This window comes from Leyella lascolaii (assembly GCF_900079775.1).
Classification (GTDB): Bacteria; Bacteroidota; Bacteroidia; order Bacteroidales; family Bacteroidaceae; genus Prevotella; species Prevotella lascolaii.
Map to the genome: position 1 here is coordinate 25618 of NZ_LT556039.1, position 20640 is coordinate 46257.

Below are 20640 nucleotides of genomic sequence, written 5' to 3' on the forward strand. Positions count from 1 at the left end.
TGTTGCTGCCACATGCTCTTGCATRCTMCGGACAAATGCAATWGCRTTGCGCACATACAAGCCTACGGTTCCCAAACAATCCTTTATATGGGGCATTGACAGATGAAAGTCAAGCTCGGTRTCTGCGTATGACAGTGCAAAGACCGCTTGCTTCACGTTYGTGCTGCATAAATCAACCACAACCTTGATAAACTCACGATATGAGTTCTCCAAAGCGTTACCACCTTTGTTCTTATGACCTGCATTCAGCAAGTTGAAAAAATCAGTCTCTATCAATATGTTGTATTCCATGTTMCTGTKTCTTTTATGGGTTTGTACTAATTTGATGTWTRRGTGCGCACARCATTTATTAGTCCAATACCTATGCCATTCCAAGACAYTCTAAACAATTGGATGATGATATTTCCTGATAATCAGRAACTTTATCAAGAGAATAAGATTTTCACAAGGGAATTGCAAGCAGAAATAGTGTAAGGAAAACCGGACACTCGTCCAATCTTCCTTACACGGTTCTTATACCYTTACYACTTYTTAGTAGGAATACCATACTCTTTCATACGGGCATAGAATGTAGTATGGCTCATTTCCAACATTTTTGCCGCATCACGCTTGATGCCATTGCATTGCTTCAAAGCCCACAAGATACGCTCTCGATTGATCTTYCGTTCTTGTTCATCAAAGTRCAAAGCCTCTTCTGTCAATGRRGATTGTGACAACTGCAAGTCCTCGACATCTATTATCTCATTCTCYCATAACAGCATAGCTCGCATGATACATGATTTCAACTCACGCACATTACCTGGCCATGTATGGCTTACAAGTGCCCTTTGRGCTTCCTTACTGATACATTTTATTTCTTTGTCCGTATGCCTATCATATAGTTTCAGGAAGAAGTTAGCTAATGGCATAATATCTTCCTTGCAATCCCGCAACCGTGGAATCTCAATAACRGCTTCGTGAAGTCGATAATACAGGTCGCTTCTGAATCGTCCTTCCCGAACTGCCTCTTGCAGGTTTTCYTTGGTGGCGGCAATAATGCGCACATCAGCCACTTTATCTTTTGTAGCTCCCAATGGTCGGTAGCTCTTGGATTGCAACACACGCAYCAGCATCGCCTGTACGTCTTTCGGCAGGTTGCCTATCTCGTCCAAGAACAGCGTACCTCCAGCAGCCAATTCAAAGTAACCTTTTCTTGCTGCGTCRGCACTTGTGAATGCRCCTTTCTCATGRCCGAAGAGAGCGGAAACGGCAAGTTCCGCAGAAAGCGTACCGCAATCTACTACCTCAAAAGGCTTGTCGGCTCTTTTGCTTTGCAGATGTATCTTTTCCGCTATATGTTCTTTGCCWGTWCCGTTGTCMCCCAATATCATAACAGCCATGTCGCTTTTGGCAAACAATTCTGCCATTTTGTATATACGGCGAAACTTCTCACTTTTGCGGTAAACAATCTTGTTATTCAACTCMACGAGTCGTTTCTGCTTGTCTATGATTTCTTCCAAACGTTCATAAACTACATCAAGCAARAATTTCTTCGGTATATAGTCTTCRGCTCCCAARTTCATAGTCCTCACGGCACTCATGCTTTCATCGTAAGATGTCATGATYATAAATGGATTKTGYTAGCCGTTACTACGCATCCATTCCAACAGGTCGATYCCGTTATCATTCCCCAAGCGCATATCCGAAATGACAACATCCCATTCAGAGGATTCCRTCACAGCTTTCAGACCATCTCTGTAATTGTAGCATAAGATTGTTTTCCATCCCTTCGCRTCCAACTTCTTGCCCAACATATTACAAAATGTCGGGCTGTCTTCAATGATTATTACTTTCTTCATGCTGTTACCTCCTCAATTTTCTTTTGTGCGGCTTTGATGATTGCCTCACCATGTGCGAAAACATCCTCAACCGCTTGGTTGATAACGTCYTCTGATGATGTAGAATCTTCAATCAGGTCAAAGAGATGGTTCAAAGACTCGTCAGATTGTACCATCATCCACGAGCTTCTTGCGTGYTGAATGGCATCGGACATTTTCTTGCGGTTCTCCTCTTGGGCTGCATTACGGATACTGCCCAATGTYTCAGTCATTTCCTTTACGAAATTCTCCAYAGTCTCTTTTTCATTGCCYTAGGTCAGCAACATAGAGAAGTCTATTTGTTTTTCTGCTATRTTYCCYTTCACACACTTTCTTGCAGTGTTTATRAAATCCTTGTCAGACATCGGCTTGAACAGYCAAGCGACAAATCCTGCATCAAGCAGTTCTTGCTCACTCACATTTGGTGCTGCTGTCATAACYACAACAGGAATGGTCTTGGAGTTACGKACGTTCACRATACGCATCATTTCCAGAATCTCYATACCATTCACTTCAGCCATCTTCAAATCCGTTATCAGCAGATCATAWGATTTTTTGCGCATCATATCCAATAAATCCGTGGCATTATTACAAGTGTCACATYCGATGCCGTTRGATGCAAACGCCTCACGGATGGTACTCAGTTGCACATGYCTATCATCAATGGCAATGACAGTAAACGAATCTTGTCGTTTKGTTCTATACTGGATTGGTTCCACATTCTGCTTTTCGGCTGCAGCCATAGGAAGACTAATGGTAAAAATACTTCCKAGCCCTTGGTGACTGGACACATCGATTTTTCCTTTCATCAGTGAAACGAGGTTCTTGACAATGGAAAGRCCCAAGCCAAATCCCGGTTGGGTGACCGCATTTCCCAATCTTGCAAATTCCTTGAAGATTTGTTTTTGTTGRTTGTCATCCAATCCTGTTCCTGTATCCTTAACCWTTAGCATGAATACACCATTCTTATAGGTTGTGGACAATACTATCTCACCCTTTCCKGTATATTTGATGGCATTGGAAAGCAGATTGCGTCCTATTGTAAGCACCTTTTCCTTGTCTCCATTGACAACACCATCTGCCTTATTGRTGACGCTCAATTCAAGTTGTTTCTTCGCAGCAAAGGGCTCATACTCCATCTTTAATTGCTCGGCAATGTCCATCATACGGAAAGGGCGTTCCTTGACGGTCGCCTTTCCATTCGCTAATTTGGAGTAAACCAGGAAACTGTCWATCATAGAYGTCAAGCCTTTCGATGTGTCAACAATCAAGTCGGCATATCGTTTGCTTTCATCCGTAGCATCWTCAAGTCCGCTAATCTTGCGAGCATAATCCTTGATGGCAGACAAAGGACTGCGCATCTCATGRGTTACWGTCAGCATCACCTTTCTTGTTTCTTCCTTGCTCTTACGTGTCTTGAATGCYAATCGCCACACCAATAGGAATAATACGAAAAATACCAATATCAACAATCCTATCATRCCTATATAATAATAGGTATAATTGCCTTCCAAGTCTGCGATTTGTCGCTCACGAACTTTMATGCCTTTATCCACATTCWCATCAGCTATGCTGATTACTCTTTGCAACTGCTTATTGATACRTTCATTTCTGTTTCCKAGACTATCCAAWATCTCCACTARCTTACGGCTTTGCTGGTGATGTTTAGCAACAACCGTTTGGTTTAGGTTGGTGAGCATCTTTTCAGTTTGGGTTAAACGGTTGCCTGTTGTTACTSCATTTTCTTTCTTGCCGAACAATCTGCTGAAGAAACCMCGCTTCTTTGGCTTTGCCTGCTGTGGCATAGCTGAAAGTCTTTTGCTTTCAGTRTTATTCTGCTCTACAATTCTTGGAACTTCTGCGGTCAGCTTTTCTTGAGTGGCATTCAGWTCCTGCATYGCATCCTTTATATCCAGAAGGAGCTGTTCCTTTTCTGCAAGAAGARGGCAGATRGTATCAGAATCTTCTTTCGGACAAATACCTGCGATGCCTTGAAGCATACTGTCCACTTCCAATCGAAGCGAATGATACTCATTTACATCTGTTGAGTCCCAATCRGCAARCATTTCACCAAGCAGTGACAATTCCGTTATGTGCAAGTTTAAGTCATGCACATTCTTTCGCCACTGATGCAGTTCTGCATTTCTACACTCAATCTCCTTTCTGTCGCGCCATTCAAATAGGCCGATTACAGTACATCCTACGATGACGATGGCAGTCATGATGCCTAAAGCCATCCATCTACAGATATGCCCGGTCTGTTCTTTGCGTTCCATGTTGTTTGCTTTTTACGTTTCTATTACTTCATTATTGCTTTGCACTAACATTTTAATCGGCAAAGATAATGACAGAAAGCATCAAAGACGAATATTTACATATATTATAACAACTTTTATGTAATTTCTTGGTAGAAATAGCATATTGTCAGAAAAGAACCGTTGTTGAATAATAATTGTTGACAACAAAGCCAAAAGCTGATAAAGTGTAGATTGTGAGACTTAATCGAAAAAGGATGGCAAGAGTTTCAATCCTACCATCCTTTTGAATCTTATTGAAAAGTCTTTTGCGTTGTCAGCTTTATCAATGAGTAAATGAGAGAGTCGTTTACCTAACTCTTACACCTTTACCATTCAGAACTTCACTTCTAACATCATCAGTTTTTCATAAATACAAGTCGTAGCCAATGGCTGTAATATCGCAATATCTTGGAGGAGAGATGATGTTGCTTCGTCAATCCAGTGATCCATCTCAATAAATTGCTTACCACCTTTTGTCTTCAACAAGAGGGAAGAGTCTCTTTTTCTAAATTTATATTCAGAAAAAAGTTAAAATGTCACAATCAAGAATTTTTGTTTTTTTACCTCGCCACCATCAGTTTTGTTTTCGCATTTAATGAGAATTGGATTTTGTGCAATATTATTTCTTTTTTAACCTAATTTTATAGCCCGACCACAAGCACCAAAACGCAAGAATGCCCATAACAAAGATGAATATGTATGTGGCTATCGTTCCAATGAAAATTCTGCCACTATGCACCTCTAATGCCACATTCCAAAGCGACATCGGAAGTTGGTTCATGCTCGAAGGTTGAGGGGCAAAGTTTGTTCCCTCGTAATATTCCGCTACGACAAAGGTGGAAAAGTCTTGGCTCATACCTGCGACAGCTTTCTTTCCGAATGGTGCTCCTGCTTCATTCGGTGCAGGTTTGTTCGTAAAGTAATCGGTAGTAGTTCCTTGTCGTCTGTCCCAAACAAACAAGCCGCTAAATGAACCGCAAAGCCATCTACCATTTGCATCTTTCTGTAATACATTCAATCCCATCACGCTGACAGGTGGAACAGAAGTAATAACTTTCACTGTAGCATTTTTGATGTTCAATGAATAGAATCCTTCCGATGAGGATAATAGCCAATCATGGCAGCTCTCATCATAACGAATCATGCGGAGCTTGTCGTTCCAAGGATTCTTGCTTCTGAGTGTTGTGCCTGGGATAGACGGAATCTTGCTTAACACTAATGCTATCATCACAGGAGGGCGGAGACACCAACCCGTCAGTGCAATCAAGAGCGCAAGTATGATAGTATATCGCCCGATTCTGTCATGCAGATGAAGCGATGTTTGCAGTAATGCCTTTCGCTTCGGTCTCAGCCAAAAGACGATACCCGTAATACAGAGAACCACAAGAATAATGGCTATGGCATCAACCACAATCTTTCCTGTTATTCCGAAAAGTTCTCCACTATGGAGTAGCCAAACGATACGAAAGGCTGTTACTTTGCCGTCATAATCCTTTGGCGCATGAAGTTGAATGCGCTTAAAAGTCTTATAAGGAGGAAGCGAGGTATAGACAAAGGAACGACTGAGCACTACAAGGGTGTCGCCATGCGAAGCGATGTCCGTAAATTTCTCCTCATCCTCCAGTGACATATTCACCTTATACCATTTGCTATGCACTCCATAGCGATAAAGCCCGAAAGGTGAGACTGCAAATATCCTTCCATTATCAAGCCTTATGACATTTTTGATTTGACGATAGTCTGCACCTTCTGGCAACCCCTCATTGAAATCCTTGAAGTAGGAAGCCTTGGAGTCGGTAAGCCAGATGCCACCATTGCCATAAAGCAACAGTTGGCGACAAGAATCCACATTCCTCATGGAATCTACCATAAAATCTTTGCCAATGTCAAGCGTGCCTCGTAGCAATCCACCATTCCAATTCCGAAACTCATAACGACTTGGCAGGTACTTCCTGCTCACGTTCACCTCCTTGATGAGTGAACGATGATTGAGCAGGATGCCTGACACGCAGAACATCAACATGAAGAAGCTCAAGCCGATACCAAGCCATTTATGTTGTTTTCTCCAAGTTCCTTTCTTCATTGATTTCCTTATCTGATTATCTATCTTATTTCTTTTCTTTCTTCGCCCTTGCATCCTTGACAATCTTTCCTGCCAAGAAACAAAGTTCTATCCCCATCACTACCCAATGCCAAGGATATTCGCTCGGATGGTCAATGAGCTTGCCGATGATACCTGTGCGATTGAAAGCCTCCACCGCAATCCAGAACACGATGACCGTCGCTGTTCCCATTCTGATGTTCGCTCCCCACGATGGCAGATGGAGTTGCTTGCGAAATACGTATGGGGCGGAAAGCAAGGCACCGAAGGCTACACCGAAGGTGACTGGACTCTCACGACCAAACAATTGAGGATCGTAGAGGTTCATCAGCAGGAGATAGCAAGTCCAGAGCATTGTGTTGATTTCCATGAAGGTAACAATGCTGGTGTGGCGTGTCATCGGGCGAGCGGCGATGAGTCGCTTGTTCTTCCCCAAGAAGAGCGTCTGCCACCAGTTGAGGAAGTTGCAGGCATTTCGGGAACAGAAGATGTAGAGCAACATCACCATTGCCCACAAGCCAAAGGTGGCAGGGAGCAGAAGATATTCAGGGCGGCTCAACACTTCTCCTGTCACTGGGGCAATCTCAGCATGTGTGCCCCAACGATGGGCATAATACATGAAGAGGAAATCCACCCAACCTGTCCAATAGAACATACCACCAATGAGTCCGAGCAAGGTTTGGCGAGTCTGTCCCTTGACGAAAACACCTACCACCACCATCACCAAGCCCACGAATCCCACAGCCATGCCAGCACCCAACAGTTGCGTGCCGTCGTAGTTGTCCTTCAATACTCGTGCCACCAAATGAACGATGGGCATGCTTCCTAAAATCACGCCCATCGACACGATGGATTTCCACCAATATAGTTTTCTGTTACTCATGTGTCTTCTTCTTTCTTGCAGCTATCATGATATACAAAAGCAATGCCACGAATGCCACGAGGATGCAAATCATCTGGGTAGTATACTTCTCCGGCTCAATCCAAATCTCCTTGAAAAAGTCCAAACGACCGAGTACTTCCACAGGTATCCAGAACACGACAACCGTTGCGATAGCCATACGGATATTGGCTCCCCATGTGCTCAAACGCAACTGCTTTCGGAAGATGAAGAAACTACCTATCAGACAAGCTGCGGCAACAACCGAAGTTACAGGATGATGGTCGCCGAGGAAATTCTTGTCGTAGCAGAACATCAACAGGAGATAGCTAGTCCAGAGAATCATGTTCAGTTCCATGAAAGTAACGATACTTGTATGATATGTCATAGGACGAGCGGCAATCTCGTTCTTGCGGGAACGGAAGAGAACACGCTGCCACCAGTTGATGAAGTTACATCCGTTTTTGGTTGAGAAGATGTAGAGCACCATAATCATCATCCACATGCCGAAGGTGGCAGGGAGGATGAGGTATTCTGGGCGAGTCACAACTTCGCCATTCTCCATCTCCGGCTGTGTACCCCAGCGGGTAGCATAGTACTGGAACAGGAACTCTATCCAACCCGTCCAGAAGAGCAGACCTCCGAAAAGTCCCCAAAGAGTCTGTTTGGTGTTTCCCTTTACGAAGACACCGATTACTACCATGATAAGACCTGCCAACCCCATGAAGAAGGCTGAGTAATGCACAGCTTCAGGAGTCATCGTCTTATCCATTATCATCATCAGCGCATGTCCCAACGGCATGGTAAATAGTACCACGAGGAACGAAGCGATAGATTTCCACCAATTCAATTGTTTCATAATGTTTAATATTTACTTTAATTCATCTAAGTAATAACTGATTCTTCCTCCCTCATCACCTATCTGCACATTGGCATCATACCAGGAGATAATCTGGAGCTTGTAATATCTCTCGCCATCCCATGAACGGATTACGTAGGTATGGAAAGAAGGAGTATATACTGGAGGTGGACCAGAGAAGGTCATTGCCTTTTCGAGCACCGGATTGCCGCTTACCAACTGCTTGGCTGGTCCGTTGTTCGGGTCGAACCAAGGGTTCTTGTTCATATCCAGTTTGTTGGCGATGCAATACTTGTTCCAGTCTTCCCGCGACATGGTGACATAGACGCTTGCTGAATCATCCACGGCGAAGGTCATGTTGTGTTCAGCCAGATAAGCATCCACCTGCGCCTTGCTCGTCCACTTGTCATATTCGCCATAGCCCAGGTCGGCAGCACCGCCCTTGCCTATACCGCTCGTTCCACTGTTGGTGCGAAGCTGGTAACCATCGAAGGCGAGGTCCCATTCCGTGGCAGGATAAGCCATGGTGTTTGGGTCATCCTCCATATTCTCCATCACCATAATGCTGCTGGCTTGTCTTTTTACCGTCTTATAGGTAAACTTGCCTGTAGCTTGGTTCTTGGTGAAGATGGTATCGCCGTTCTCATCACGCTCTGCATCCTCGAAGATGTTCTTCTGTACGCCCTCGCTCCAGTACTTTACGAGCTTGGTAGTACCTTTATAATGGAAATATTCCTCTATCGGTTTGCCGTCAATAAAGGCGATGACACTCTGGTTAGGATTCAGCACATTATAGCGATGTCCCGTCTTCAGGTCAAAATAGAGCCAGTCGTCGGTAACACCCGTGCTATAACCTGTTTTTCGGGGCAAGGTATGACCTGTGAAGTCCTCAGCCTCGTAAGATACGCAGCTCGTCATTGCGGCTGCCATACCTATTATATATAGTAATGCTTTCTTCATTATTTTTTCTTTCTAAATGCTTTTACCAATTCATCTACCAACACTTCCACCTGCACATGCGCCTTGGCTCCTGCCGTGGCTGGCACGTTAAACATGGTGATGCCCGAACCCAGGGTCTTTGGCACATAGTTAAAGATGTTATCCACACCCACCGTCACCTTCACCTTATTATAAAAGGTCTGAATCACCGACAGATTGCACAATACATACTGGGGCAACTGGCAGCGGAAGTAGGCATCGTGGCTCTTACCGTTTACAGAGAGTCGGTCCTGCACATCAAACTTCTTCTCACCCATGTAGCTTGCCGAGAAGGTGGCGCCCAGTCGGTAGTTCTTCTTGCTGTACTTATAGTCGAGGCTCGCCGTAGCAGCATGAGGCGAAGTGGTGTTCACCTGGATGCCATCCGTCTTGCTCACGTTCACGTAGCTGTAGGTAGCATTCATCGTGAAGTGGTTGAGGAAGTGCCAGCGCATGATGGTCTCCAGTCCGATGAGGTTCTGCTTGGCGAGGTTGGTGTATTCAAAGTTATACTGCATGTCGTAGATGCGCCATACACCCTCTATCTTCTTGCGGAAGAAGTTGCCATACACATTGCCCGAGATGAAGAAGTTATCGTTCGAGTACTCTGTGCCCAGACTCACGTAGTTGTTCTTCTCAGGCTTCAGGTCCTCGTTACCCCTGATCATGAACATGCCGAGGTGGTCCCATTGGAAGAACAGCTCCTTGATGCTTGGCGAACGGTAGCCCATCGAATAGTTGGCTCTCCATGCCCAGTGATCCGAAGGACTCCACTTGAAGGCAATCTTAGGCATCGCCATCAGTCCGAAGGCACGGCTGAAGTTGGTCCTCACGCCAGCCGAAACCATCCAGTGGTCGTTCATCGTCCACTCGTCCTGCAGGAAAGCCTCCGTTTCCTTCAGCGAACGGGTGCGCATGATGTGGGAGGCATCGCCGTTGAATCGGTCGCTCGTCAGGTCATCGCTCAGGTGCTCGATACCGAGGATGAGGTCGTGGCCCTCGAACTTCTGCGAGGTGATGGAGAGGCGAGGCTGGAAGATACGGCTCTTATACACCTTGGTACGCTCGTCGATGCGCTCGTGGCGCTTGAAGCGGTCGTAGAAGTCGCCGTGCAGGGAGGCGGTAATCTTGAACCAGTCCTTGAATGTATATTTAATCTTGGTTCCAGCCGTCCAGTCACGCGCCTGACTGAAGGTCATGTCCTGAATGAGGTCGTAGGTATTCATATAGAACGCACTACCGTAGGCAAGAATCTCCAGGTTCTTGAAAGGGTCGTAGAATACCTTCTGCGATACCGAGATATGCTCTGTACCCTCGATGCCCATTGGCGGACGGGAAGCCACGCTGGTAATGGTCACGTCGTGGTCGAGCCAAGGGTTCGCCTCTTGGGTATAGACCTTCTTGTCGTTCTCCGCCTGGTACATGTAGAAGGCATCGCTCGAAGAATACCACACATCCGTCTGCGAAGTTACCTTGCCTGCATTGAATCCTGCCGATACCCAGCTCTGCAGGTTCGGGCGGTCGGCATTCTTCTCAAACATATACAGGAAGTCCTTTTTGGATGGGTTCTTGTAGTTGCGCTCGTTCATCTGTCCCCAGCGCACACCAGCCTGAATGTCGATAGGCTTGGTGGTCTTCTTGGTGATAAGATTGATGACGGCACCCGATGCACGGCTTCCATAGAGGGTACTGCTGGCACCCTTCACGATTTCGATGCGGTCGATGGCATGGAGGTTGAATCGCTCATAGTCGAGGTTACCCGCCATGTCGCCCGTCAATCGCTCGCCATCCTGCAGGAAGAGCACGTGGCGGGCATCCAAGCCCTGCATGGAGATTTCGTTGCCGAAACCTACTTTCTGGATATTCATACCCGGTGTCTCCTGTTGCAGCGCCTTGGTCAAGTCGGCATAGCCTGCATCTACCAGTTCCTTACCGCCGAGCACCTGCGTGCTCACTGGCGAGAGCTTGATAGGTCGGGCGGTACGGGAACCCGTAACCACCACCTCGTTCACCTTCATCACGTCCTCGGTCATGAAGAGCTTGAGGGAGTTGTCGCTTCCGATGGTTCCCTTCAGAGGGTTGTAACCCACGGATACCACCTGGTAATAACACTTGTCACTCTGAGGCACCGAGATAGTAGCCTCACCATCCATGTTGGTAACAACACGCTGTGGCGATTTCAATTTCTCGTTGTCGGCGTAGGTGATGACTGCACCGATGATTGGCTGCTCAGTGGCTTTGTCGAAGATACCGAACTTCACCTTTCGCTGTGCAGCGACAGGGAGGGCGAGTATCAGCAGCAAGCCGATGAGCATTACATTTCTAATTGTCTTCATTTATATTGCTATTCTATTTTTTCCAAATCCTTACACGATTTCAGCCTCGCTATGGCTTGTTTCTCTTCCCTTCATTTTTTACTTGCAAAAAGAAAGAGAGATATGTCTGGGCATACCCCTCTTTCCTTTTATAGATATAAGCTACAGTCTCTTATTTGATTCCGTGCTCCTTTTTATACGCTTTCAAGTCTTCCTCGTACTTTGCCTTGTCGGCATCAAATGTTGCGAGACGTGACTTGTCAATAGTCTGCTTAAAACATTCGGAACGAACGTTCATCATGTTATAGTTTACGATGAACTGAATTTCGTGTGTTTTGGCATTGTAATAGCCTTGCACGCTACTGCCTTTGGCACTTGATGCAGAACCGTCTGTGTCTGTTCCCCATACAGAACCGTCTTCACCCTTAAACTTTATCCAACCATCACCTGTATATTCTTTCTGCTCCCAAGAATTGAGAACCATGGTCTTGACATCACACTTAAAATTGATAATCATTCCCATGTTTCCGACCGTGAAGTCAAGCAAAGAAATGGTGAATATTTGTGCGTCAGTCTTACTCCATTCAAACTTAAACTTTGTAGGACATCCCTCTGGTAAAAGGGTCTTGTTCACTCCATTCATCGTTGCGTTTGTACTAAGAACGATCTCACCATTGAGATAGTTCGTTGCCTCTTTCACCAACTCAGTATTTGCATCTGCATCTGTTATTTCTTCATCGGAAGAACAAGAAGACATACCTATAACTCCAAATATGAAAACAAATACAGTGAAGAACGTCTTGAAAAACTTCATAACGTAAAACTACTATACCCACTTCTACCATGGCAATAAATGTCATAGTGGAAGTGAGTAATTATTGATTAGTTTTGAGTAAACTTAACTATGGCTGTGAATGGTACACCTAAATATGTGGCATCCTTAGTTGTAATTTCAAAATACAACTTACCATCATCATTCTTCTTAGCCATAATATCAGCATTGTAGTAACTAGTTCCAAGGAACTTGAAAGTTACAACCTCAGTATATTCTTCAGTAGTTCCATCCAAAGGAACATTCTTGGCATTGACAGAAATCTTGCCAGGCATAGAACCTATCTGAAGATTGTTGATGGTGATGTTGATAGTGTTATCACTATTCTCGGTAACAGTTAAATCACTGAAATTAGTGAAAGTGTTAGTATGGCTTCCCATTTGAACATCTAATGTTCCGCTGATATTACCAGCCTTAACCACACTCATTGGAGCAGCTTCATTAAGAGATGCTGCCATCATTGTACTTGGCATCATAGCCATTGCTACAACGGCTAAAAGCATAAAATAAATCTTTTTCATAAAATTTTAATTAATTGTGAATAATAATTTATATTTAGATGTTTTCGCTCCAAGGGAACGAATCATATTCTTCGTATGAATAATATCTATCTCTAAGACTTGCTTTGTAACTTGTGATGAAATTCTGGGTCTCACTTTTTTCAAAAACGTTCTTTGATAAACAGAAGGAAATCTTATGCTTTGAAGCTAATTCTTCCAATGTATTTTTTGCAGCATAATAAACATTGGTCAATGCTGGGTACTTAATACTTGCATTATGCATTTGAAATATGCAAAGAGTTGAAATTGCTTTGATTGAACTTAAATCTACATTATTAAGACTTGGTAAATTAGACAAAAGAACTGTATTGATTACACCAATAGGATTCTTTGGAAGCATTAAACTTGACAAATTCTTACAATTGGTAATTTCCAACATATTGGAAACAGTCGCATCAAAGTCATCAAGCTGTTGATTGGCAACAACCGTGTTTGACAAATCCAAAGATGTCAAATAGTCGTCATTACCAAAAGTTACAGTTGCAAGTTTTTTTGCTTTAGTCAAATCAACTCCATTAGGGGTTGAAATATTAGTGAACTGAAGTCCTTTAATGTTAGCTCCTGGCATTATGTATCCAATAGTATAGTGTTTAGTATAACCAATTGAAACATAAAAATCTTGATAATAAGGATTGTTGACAAAATATTCTACTCCCTCAATTGAGTTTATCTTATCTATATTTTCATACTGACTTGAATACCATAAGTGAATACTTTCTCCCTGCTCTGAATTTTTCATTGGTTTGCTAATATCTATGTGTGTATCGTCTGTGAACAATGAAGCAAACTTCTTTTTCAAATAAGCACGGAAGTACTCATCAGGAATCTCTCTCAAAGTATTATACTTCTCCAAAGAGCCCTTGTCGTTCACCATTTGCATGTCAACTGTCTTATTCTCCGCCTCATTCTCTGTATAGAAAGGCATCAAGTCCTCTACATTATACTTGCAAGAAGCAGGGAGATAAAGTTTTGTAAACTCATGAAGGATAGTAGCTTTCACCTCATCATTCTCAACCTTGGCTGTTACCAAACCGTCGAAGTCATAGATGTCATTGCCTTGCAAGTCAAGACCTGTAATCTGTGAAGGAAGTGAAGCGATATGGAAAACTGGACCATAGCCATTGTTGCTAAGGTTCAACGCCTTCAAATTAGGAAAAACAGAAAGTTCCTTCAAGGCAGCGGTATCAACCTTTGTGCCTGAAAGGTCGAGAGATGTGGTGCTGTTGGCTTTGTCGTCAAGGAGCATTTTGCCATTTTCATCAAACTGGTATCCCTTAGCTTTGAGGATAGTCATCAACTCTGAGTTGCTTACTGCCACATTGCTGTAAGAAGGTGCATCGTCATCACTGCTGCAAGAAGCGAAGCCGAGGCAAAGAGCCATTGCAGCGAGACCGATGAAATTCTTTAAAATTTTCATTGTTTTATTATTCTTTTAAATGTTTATAATTAATTAGAAATATTACCCTTAATTTGTGGCTGCAAAGATACATATTTATTAAATAATGTACAATACCTAAAAATTATGAAATATTTTCCTTGTTAGTGAGGGTTTATCACCATTCTATATAATTTGCAGAATAGGAGAATTGTAAAATTTTTGTAATATTTGCTTTTGTAAATGTTTATATTGCTCCTATAATTGCTTGTTTATTCGATACTTAAAACTAATGATAAAGTAACTACCAATTTGGAAGGTGCGACTCTCGGTGAGCCCTGTGGCGGTAACATTGCGGTAATAGTTTTTCTTGTCGCTGAGAATATCTGACCAATAGAGCGAAAGCTCGGCTTGCTTCTTTTTGAGGAATCGCCAAGATGCCCCCAAGTTCCAAACCACTTGGTCGTCTTCGCCTTTTTTGATGTTGGTGCCGTTACGGAAAGAGTAGGCGACATCGCTCTTGACTTGGAAGCCAAGAGGAAGTTCTGCGTAAGTATTCAGCGAAAAGTTATAGCTTCGGGTATAGTTGGATGTACCCCGGAGTTGGTTGGTGGCATGGCGATAACGCCAATCGCCCTGCAAGTCGAAGCCTCCCCATTTCGGCTGATAACCCAAGCGAAGGTTGGCATTATACGACGTATTGTGGGTGACGCTGCGGTCTGGCTTCTCGCTCTTCCCCTCGTTCACCAAGGCTACACTTTGGCTAAAGTTGGCACCTGTGCGAGCGGAGAGATTGAACCGCTTCTTCCATCGCTTCTGATAGCGAAGACTGGCACGCATATTCCAGTTGCCATTCACATTCACAGGATAAGTCTCTGTACCACCTGTGGCAAGGTTGTAAAAGACGGCTTGCGTCTGACTATTATAGATGTTGCTAAAGTGTACATCGCCCGAAAGCCCGAGGCGCGTGTTCCTACCTGTCAATCGGAAATTCTGATTATAGGATGCTTTGAGCGAAGGATTGCCATGGGTGATGTGCAGCGGGTCGCTATTATCTGTGAGCGACATCAAGCTACCGAGGTCGGGCTGTCGGCTACTACCGTCATAATTCAGCTCGAAGCGAGTCTTGCCCCGATGCCATGACACATTCAACTGTGGGTTCCAGTTCACACTCGTCCTTACCGTGTCGGCGTGGAGCAAGCCGGTCTTTTGGTCAAGACTCCTGCGCTCGGGCTGCATCAACACTCCTGCATTTGCCTCCCATTGCTTGCCATCATAATTGAGGTAGAGGCTGAGGTCGTGGGTAATGGTCTTGCTCAGGGTGTGGTTGCTTAGGCTATCCATATACACCTCGCTCTCGTAAGTACTTCGGTCGCTCATCTGTCGTGTGGCAGAATAACGATAACCGAGTTGCAGGCGCAAGTTCTCAGCCAAGGGTTGCGTCAAGTTGATGCCTACGGAATAGGCACGATTGGTGGAGGGGGAGTGCTGGTATTGGTTGCGATAAAGCACGGAATCGCCACCCAGACTGCTCTCCAACTGATAGTAAGTGGTCTCGGAAAGGGAATGTGACTCGTTGGTACTCTTGCTGTCGGAGTAACTACCCGTGAGGCTGATGCTCGTACCCTTGTCGTTGAACACTCGGGTGATGTCGGCATTGACGGAGAACGAATGGCTGTCGCTCTTCGAATTCGAGTTTCTCGTGATGCTGTTGATACGCTCATTGCCTTCTGAAGAGGTGGATTGCTGGCTGTCGCTGGTGTTGTCGCTCTTCGAATTGCTGAAGTTTCCACCTATATTAAAATAGGTCTTGTCATCCAAGCTCCACCTCATGCCCAACGAACCATTGCCCATCGTGTTGCGATTGGTGCTGGTGGATGCCGAGTTCTGGTAACGGTTGCCTGTGGTGAGATATTGCTCGCTATATAGGGTGCTCTCGTTGCCACTGGCATAATGGTTGTACATTATGTTGCCATAGAGGGTGAATCGCTTGGAGAACTTCTTGGCAAAGTTCATCGCCACGTTGTCCTGTCGGTTGTCGGGATAGCGAGAAGTCATGTATCGGTTGCCACTTCGAGCTATCACGGAGATGTTGTCGCCAGTCTGGCGGAAGAGGTTGGATATTAACTCTGTCTCCTTCTTGTCGTTGTTGCCTATGCCGATGCCTGCCGAAGTAATCAGCGTGCCGTTGAACTCTCGCTTGGTCTGCAAGTCGAGCACATAGTTTTCGCCGCCCTTGCGCACCTTGGTGATTTTCTCCAGTTCGCTCCGCTTGTCATACACCTTGATTTTGCTCACCAACTTGGCTGGCAGGTTTTCGAGGGCGAGGGTGCTGTTGCCGCCAAAGAAACTCTCGCCATTGACATTGATTTCATTGATGGGAAGACCGTTGTAGGTCATCGTCTTGTTCTGCTTTTCGTATTCCAATCCAGGCACTCGCTTCAAGAGTTCTTCGAGGTATGCTCCTTCGGGAGTCTGGAAAGCATTGGCATTGATAACCGTGGTATCGCCCTTCATCTCCACCTCCTTCATGGCAGCAGTAACCACCACTTCGCCGAGGTTGAGCGTCTTAAAGATGGAATCTTCTTTTTGCATTTCCACAGAGTCGCCATCGCCCTCTGATAAGGCACGACTCTCCCTTACTGTATCACTCGACACAGCATAAGAGAAAGCCCTTCCGTCAGGAGAAAGGGAAGACGATGCCCATACATTTGCTATTGTTGAGAAGGACATGAGCAAAAGCACAGACACATAAGCATATCGTAGCCTCATCTTGGTTTGAATATTCAAAATCGGCTGCAAAGGTACGAAAATCGGTGTATATTTGCAATACCTTGAAGTAGGTAAAGTGCCAAAGGGCTTGCCAAGGGAATCCATTAAAGAAAGTGAAAAAATGAGCAAAAATAATTGTATTTCAAAATTTCAATTTATCTCTGCACTTGTAATCAAAGCGTTCTTTGTATATTGCAAAGTTGTGAAAGAAAAAGAATCCTCGTTTTGTTGATACTTTCATACGTCTTTATTTTATGTTTTATCTAAAGAACGATTGACATTTGATTTTATTGCATAGAATTGCAGCATTATCTCAAAATACTGATCTATCAATGGTTTTATACGTATTACGCTATATTTCAATAATCATAGAAAACTTGGCAACACGCATATATTTCAATTATAATCGAATGATATTTTTATAAAATAGAGTCAGCTTAGATTCCATTACTGGAACATATTATGGTGTATTACCGTCTGATGTTGAGACAACACTCACGTTAAATGCTGATGGTACCTGTTTGCTGATACAGTCATACAATGAAAAGTAGAACAAACAGGAAAGGTTAAGAGGAACTTTCCAAGTGCTTGACTACAACATCCTGATGCTTGTGCGTCCTTATAGCGGTGAGCATACCTTCTACAAGGTGAAGGATGCCAACTTTATTATATTAACAGACTCTGTTGGTAATGAGCCAGAGGGTGAGACTGCAAAATTTTATGTATTGAAAAAAGTAAAAAATATGCGACTTATAAAAAACGTTGATAGCAATTTTGCTACTCACGTTTTTTATAAGTCGTGACATATTACTTGATTATTTATTCAAAAATTCTAAACAAACCATACATTATAGACCCAAAACCAACAAAATATCCTTTAAGATAATTTATATAGTCTATTGTAAAACTCGGTGGGAAAGCACGTCTATCCTTGTATGTGATATTTAGAAATGTAATGCCAAAGTATATTGCACAAATACTATCATATCTTTTTAAAAAGATTGTTGTTATTCCTAAGCATATCATCATAATTGAAAAAATCAAGTAAGTGCCATTTTTTATGGCACTTACCGACTTCTTATGCTTAATAACTGAAAACATTATTGCAATTCCTGTTACAAATGCTAATATTCCCCAAATATAAATATAGCTCATATTACTTTCTATTAATAGTACTATCGTTCTTGGCTTCTTCTTGTTTCTTTTCAATTATCATATCTGTAATCCTTTCAGCTCCAGATAATTTTAGATTAGTTCCTTGCTTTAGGATTTCTGTTCCAATTTCAAATCCCTTTTCACCAATTTTTTTACCGTATCCAGGAACTATTTTTTTCATGCCTTTCTCAACCAAAAATTCTATTCCTTTATAAATAGCACTCTTAACAGAATTTCCATAATCACCATTGGCAACGTCTAAGACGAATTCACTTACAGTTCCTATAGAAGAAACAGTTTGACCAAATGCAGCCATTGGAACTCCAACTTCAGCCCCAATAACGCTTAATGTTGTAGCATATCCTGCTAACGATATACCATCTCCTATATCTTGTACTCTTTGAGATGCGGTTGTATCAAATTTATAATGTGATGTAATTGCAAATTCTCCATTATTTACACTATATGTATTATATGTGTATTTGAATTTACTGGTAGTTGCATCTTTATTTTCAATGATAGGTCCCGCTTTTTGTTTATGCCAAAGATTATACCATGTACGTGATATATTTGCCATCCATTTTTTACTAAATTTTCCATCATGATCAATATAAGCTACAGGATTATTGATGCAATAGGCATAAGTTGTAATATTTGAAGTTTTTTCCTGCATTGGGTCTGTACTTATCCACAAGGAAACCCTCGGTTCATAGTATCTCGCCCCATAGTAATACAATCCCGTCTCCTCGTCGAATTCCTTCGCATTGAAAAGATAAGGTGTATTCCAGATGTTGTTGCGTTCCTCTATGAACACTTCACCGAAAGGAACATACTCAATGTGTTGCACCACCTCGCCGTCAAGGTTGGTGATGTAACTACTGCTACCCAAATGGTCAGGGTGGTAGTAGAACTGCATCTTCTCGTATGCGTCGCCTTCTTGGAAGTTATTCTTTGCAGCTCTCGCTAAAGCTCGTGTCTGCGCAGCTTCCAAGCTGCCGTCATTGCAGCAGAAGCCCTTGCCATCCACATAGTCGTTGTTGTCCTCGCCATTGTACGGCACTGCAAAGGTTGCATAATTATCCTTAATGACCTGCAACTGCCCGGCATATTTAACCTTATAATCAACAGACAAGCCATCAGTCTCACTACCTGCATACTGGATGCGGCGTGGGTCTGAGCCGTAAGAGTCGAAGTCACCAATCTTGGAAACGACACGCTGACTACCGATATAGATATGCTTGGTGTAACGTCCGCCTTGGTTGGCAACGAGGTAAGGAGATACATACAATGAGAACTTGGCGGTGTTCGTGCGACCTCCAGCAAACTCGGAGTTCACATACACCTGGTCACTTTCGCCAGAAGTCTTCACCGTGCGCTCACCATCAGCATCATACCAATAGTTGGTCACAAAGCCGTTGTCATCAGAAGCAAGGAGGCGGTTCTCCTCATCCCATTTGAGCTTTCGTTCTGCGGTCTTCTCATCAGCCACGCCATCCTTCTTTGTACGGCTTGTATTGACATAAACGAGGTTTCCGTTTGCATCATACTCGTAGGCATGGCTGTTGTTCACATTCTCGCTCTCCGAAGGCGTCTCCTCTGTGCGGTAGTTCACATCCTTCACGTTAGCAAGTTGGAACTTCTTGCCTGTTTCTGTTCCATAGGTGTATGACAAATCATAACCTGCATTCAATGTGCCGTTGAACTGCACGTTGTTCTGCGTGAGAATCTGACGCTTCGAAGTGATACGGTGCATATTGTCGTAACCCATCGCAAGAGTGTAGCTTGCGGTCTTGTTGTCAGCACCTGTATAAGTGCCAGTTGCACTAACGAGACGGTAGAGGGCATCGTATGTATAGTGTAGCCAACTCGTTAGGACCACGCACGCCAGTGATGCGGCCGAGGTCGTCAACATCAGTCTCGTAGTAGAAGTTGTTGAGGTCACGATGCTCCTTGGCAATGCCATAGCGATAGTCAAAATTGCCTTGCTCGCTGCGGTAGCCCCACGCATCGTCAATGCGCTCAACATACATGTTCATCTCAGGCTCATAGCGGTACTTGTACCACATACGCTGTCCCTTGCCGTTGGCAGGGAGAGTCTTCTGGATGATGTTGCCGTAAGAGTCGTACTTGTAATCCGTAACAGCCTCGCCATCATTCAACTGCTGTGTAATCTGCGTGATGTGGTTGGCGTAGTTGGTGTTATACTTCGCTGTCACATGGTGATAGAGTGAGCCGTCACCGCCTGTAACAGTCACATCAACAGGAAGTCCGAGGATGTGCTTGCTTGCATTGTCCGTATATTTGATAGCAGTCGCATAATCGAACTTGCCGTTTCCGTCCTCGCCAAGACTGCCCTTGTCGCTGTACTTGTAAGACTTCAACTCACCATGATAGCCATTGAGGTAGTACTCATTCCATGCCTCGGATTTAACCACACCGTTTGCCGCTCCCTCATACTGCAAGTTAGCAGTATAGCGGAGAGGTACGAATGCAGATGCACGGTCACTCCAAAGGTTCACGTCACGCTTTGCGAATGTGTACTTGTCACCGTCGGCAGTCAGATAGTAGCTGTCGTAACGGTTCTTTGTCTCGGTGTACTTGTTGCCGTTGGCATCCTCTACGGATGTGGCGGTAACATTGCCCTGCGTGTAGTAGTTGGC

Annotated in this window: 14 protein-coding genes and 1 pseudogene; all 15 read right to left on the bottom strand. The window is 44.0% G+C overall.

All coding sequences use genetic code 11. The annotated features are described in order from the left end of the window. Positions 1 to 521: 521 nt before the first annotated feature. Positions 522 to 1601, bottom strand: coding sequence for a sigma-54 dependent transcriptional regulator (locus BN4609_RS16985; protein WP_084791484.1), 1080 nt, complete (start codon positions 1599 to 1601; stop codon positions 522 to 524). An 18-nt stretch (positions 1602 to 1619) separates the two neighbouring features. After that, a complete protein-coding gene (locus BN4609_RS17250; protein WP_084791486.1) occupies positions 1620 to 1838 on the bottom strand; it encodes a response regulator in 219 nt (72 codons plus the stop codon). A gap of 290 nt (positions 1839 to 2128) precedes the next feature. Continuing rightward, positions 2129 to 4132 carry an ATP-binding response regulator gene (locus tag BN4609_RS17255; protein WP_068856406.1) on the bottom strand — a complete coding sequence of 668 codons (2004 nt, stop codon included), beginning with the start codon at positions 4130 to 4132 and terminating at the stop codon, positions 2129 to 2131. Between the two features lie 640 nt (positions 4133 to 4772). Next, positions 4773 to 6236, bottom strand: coding sequence for a PepSY domain-containing protein (locus BN4609_RS09040; RefSeq protein WP_068856421.1), 1464 nt, complete (start codon positions 6234 to 6236; stop codon positions 4773 to 4775). A gap of 25 nt (positions 6237 to 6261) precedes the next feature. Continuing rightward, entirely contained in the window at positions 6262 to 7137 is an 876-nt protein-coding gene (locus BN4609_RS09045) for a hypothetical protein (RefSeq protein ID WP_068856407.1), read from the bottom strand. Then, entirely contained in the window at positions 7130 to 7993 is an 864-nt protein-coding gene (locus BN4609_RS09050; RefSeq protein ID WP_068856408.1) for a hypothetical protein, read from the bottom strand. Before BN4609_RS09050 ends, BN4609_RS09045 begins: the two co-directional genes overlap by 8 nt. Before the next feature lie 12 nt (positions 7994 to 8005). Continuing rightward, positions 8006 to 8953, bottom strand: a complete 948-nt coding sequence (locus tag BN4609_RS09055) for an HmuY family protein (RefSeq protein WP_068856409.1) — start codon at positions 8951 to 8953, stop codon at positions 8006 to 8008. Beyond that, positions 8953 to 11307: a TonB-dependent receptor gene (locus BN4609_RS09060; protein ID WP_068856410.1), complete on the bottom strand. Its 2355-nt coding sequence runs from the start codon at positions 11305 to 11307 to the stop codon at positions 8953 to 8955. The genes BN4609_RS09055 and BN4609_RS09060 overlap by 1 nt, the downstream gene beginning before the upstream one ends. 151 nt (positions 11308 to 11458) lie before the next feature. After that, entirely contained in the window at positions 11459 to 12100 is a 642-nt protein-coding gene (locus BN4609_RS09065) for a DUF4903 domain-containing protein (RefSeq protein WP_068856412.1), read from the bottom strand. 68 nt (positions 12101 to 12168) lie between these two features. After that, complete coding sequence (locus BN4609_RS09070) at positions 12169 to 12639, bottom strand: calycin-like domain-containing protein (protein WP_068856413.1); 471 nt, start codon at positions 12637 to 12639, stop codon at positions 12169 to 12171. Between the two features lie 34 nt (positions 12640 to 12673). Continuing rightward, positions 12674 to 14095 (bottom strand): hypothetical protein, encoded by a 1422-nt coding sequence (locus tag BN4609_RS09075; protein ID WP_068856414.1) that lies wholly within the window; start codon positions 14093 to 14095, stop codon positions 12674 to 12676. Positions 14096 to 14311: 216 nt separating this feature from the next. Beyond that, complete coding sequence (locus BN4609_RS09080) at positions 14312 to 16825, bottom strand: outer membrane beta-barrel protein (protein ID WP_068856415.1); 2514 nt, start codon at positions 16823 to 16825, stop codon at positions 14312 to 14314. Between the two features lie 819 nt (positions 16826 to 17644). After that, complete coding sequence (locus tag BN4609_RS09090; protein ID WP_068856417.1) at positions 17645 to 17980, bottom strand: hypothetical protein; 336 nt, start codon at positions 17978 to 17980, stop codon at positions 17645 to 17647. A 1-nt stretch (position 17981) separates the two neighbouring features. Beyond that, the gene (locus tag BN4609_RS17330; RefSeq protein WP_438501686.1) at positions 17982 to 19748 is read right to left on the bottom strand and encodes an RHS repeat domain-containing protein; all 1767 of its coding nucleotides are present in this window, start codon (positions 19746 to 19748) and stop codon (positions 17982 to 17984) included. A gap of 55 nt (positions 19749 to 19803) precedes the next feature. Beyond that, a pseudogene (locus BN4609_RS17335) lies at positions 19804 to 20640 on the bottom strand (RHS repeat-associated core domain-containing protein); the annotation flags it as partial.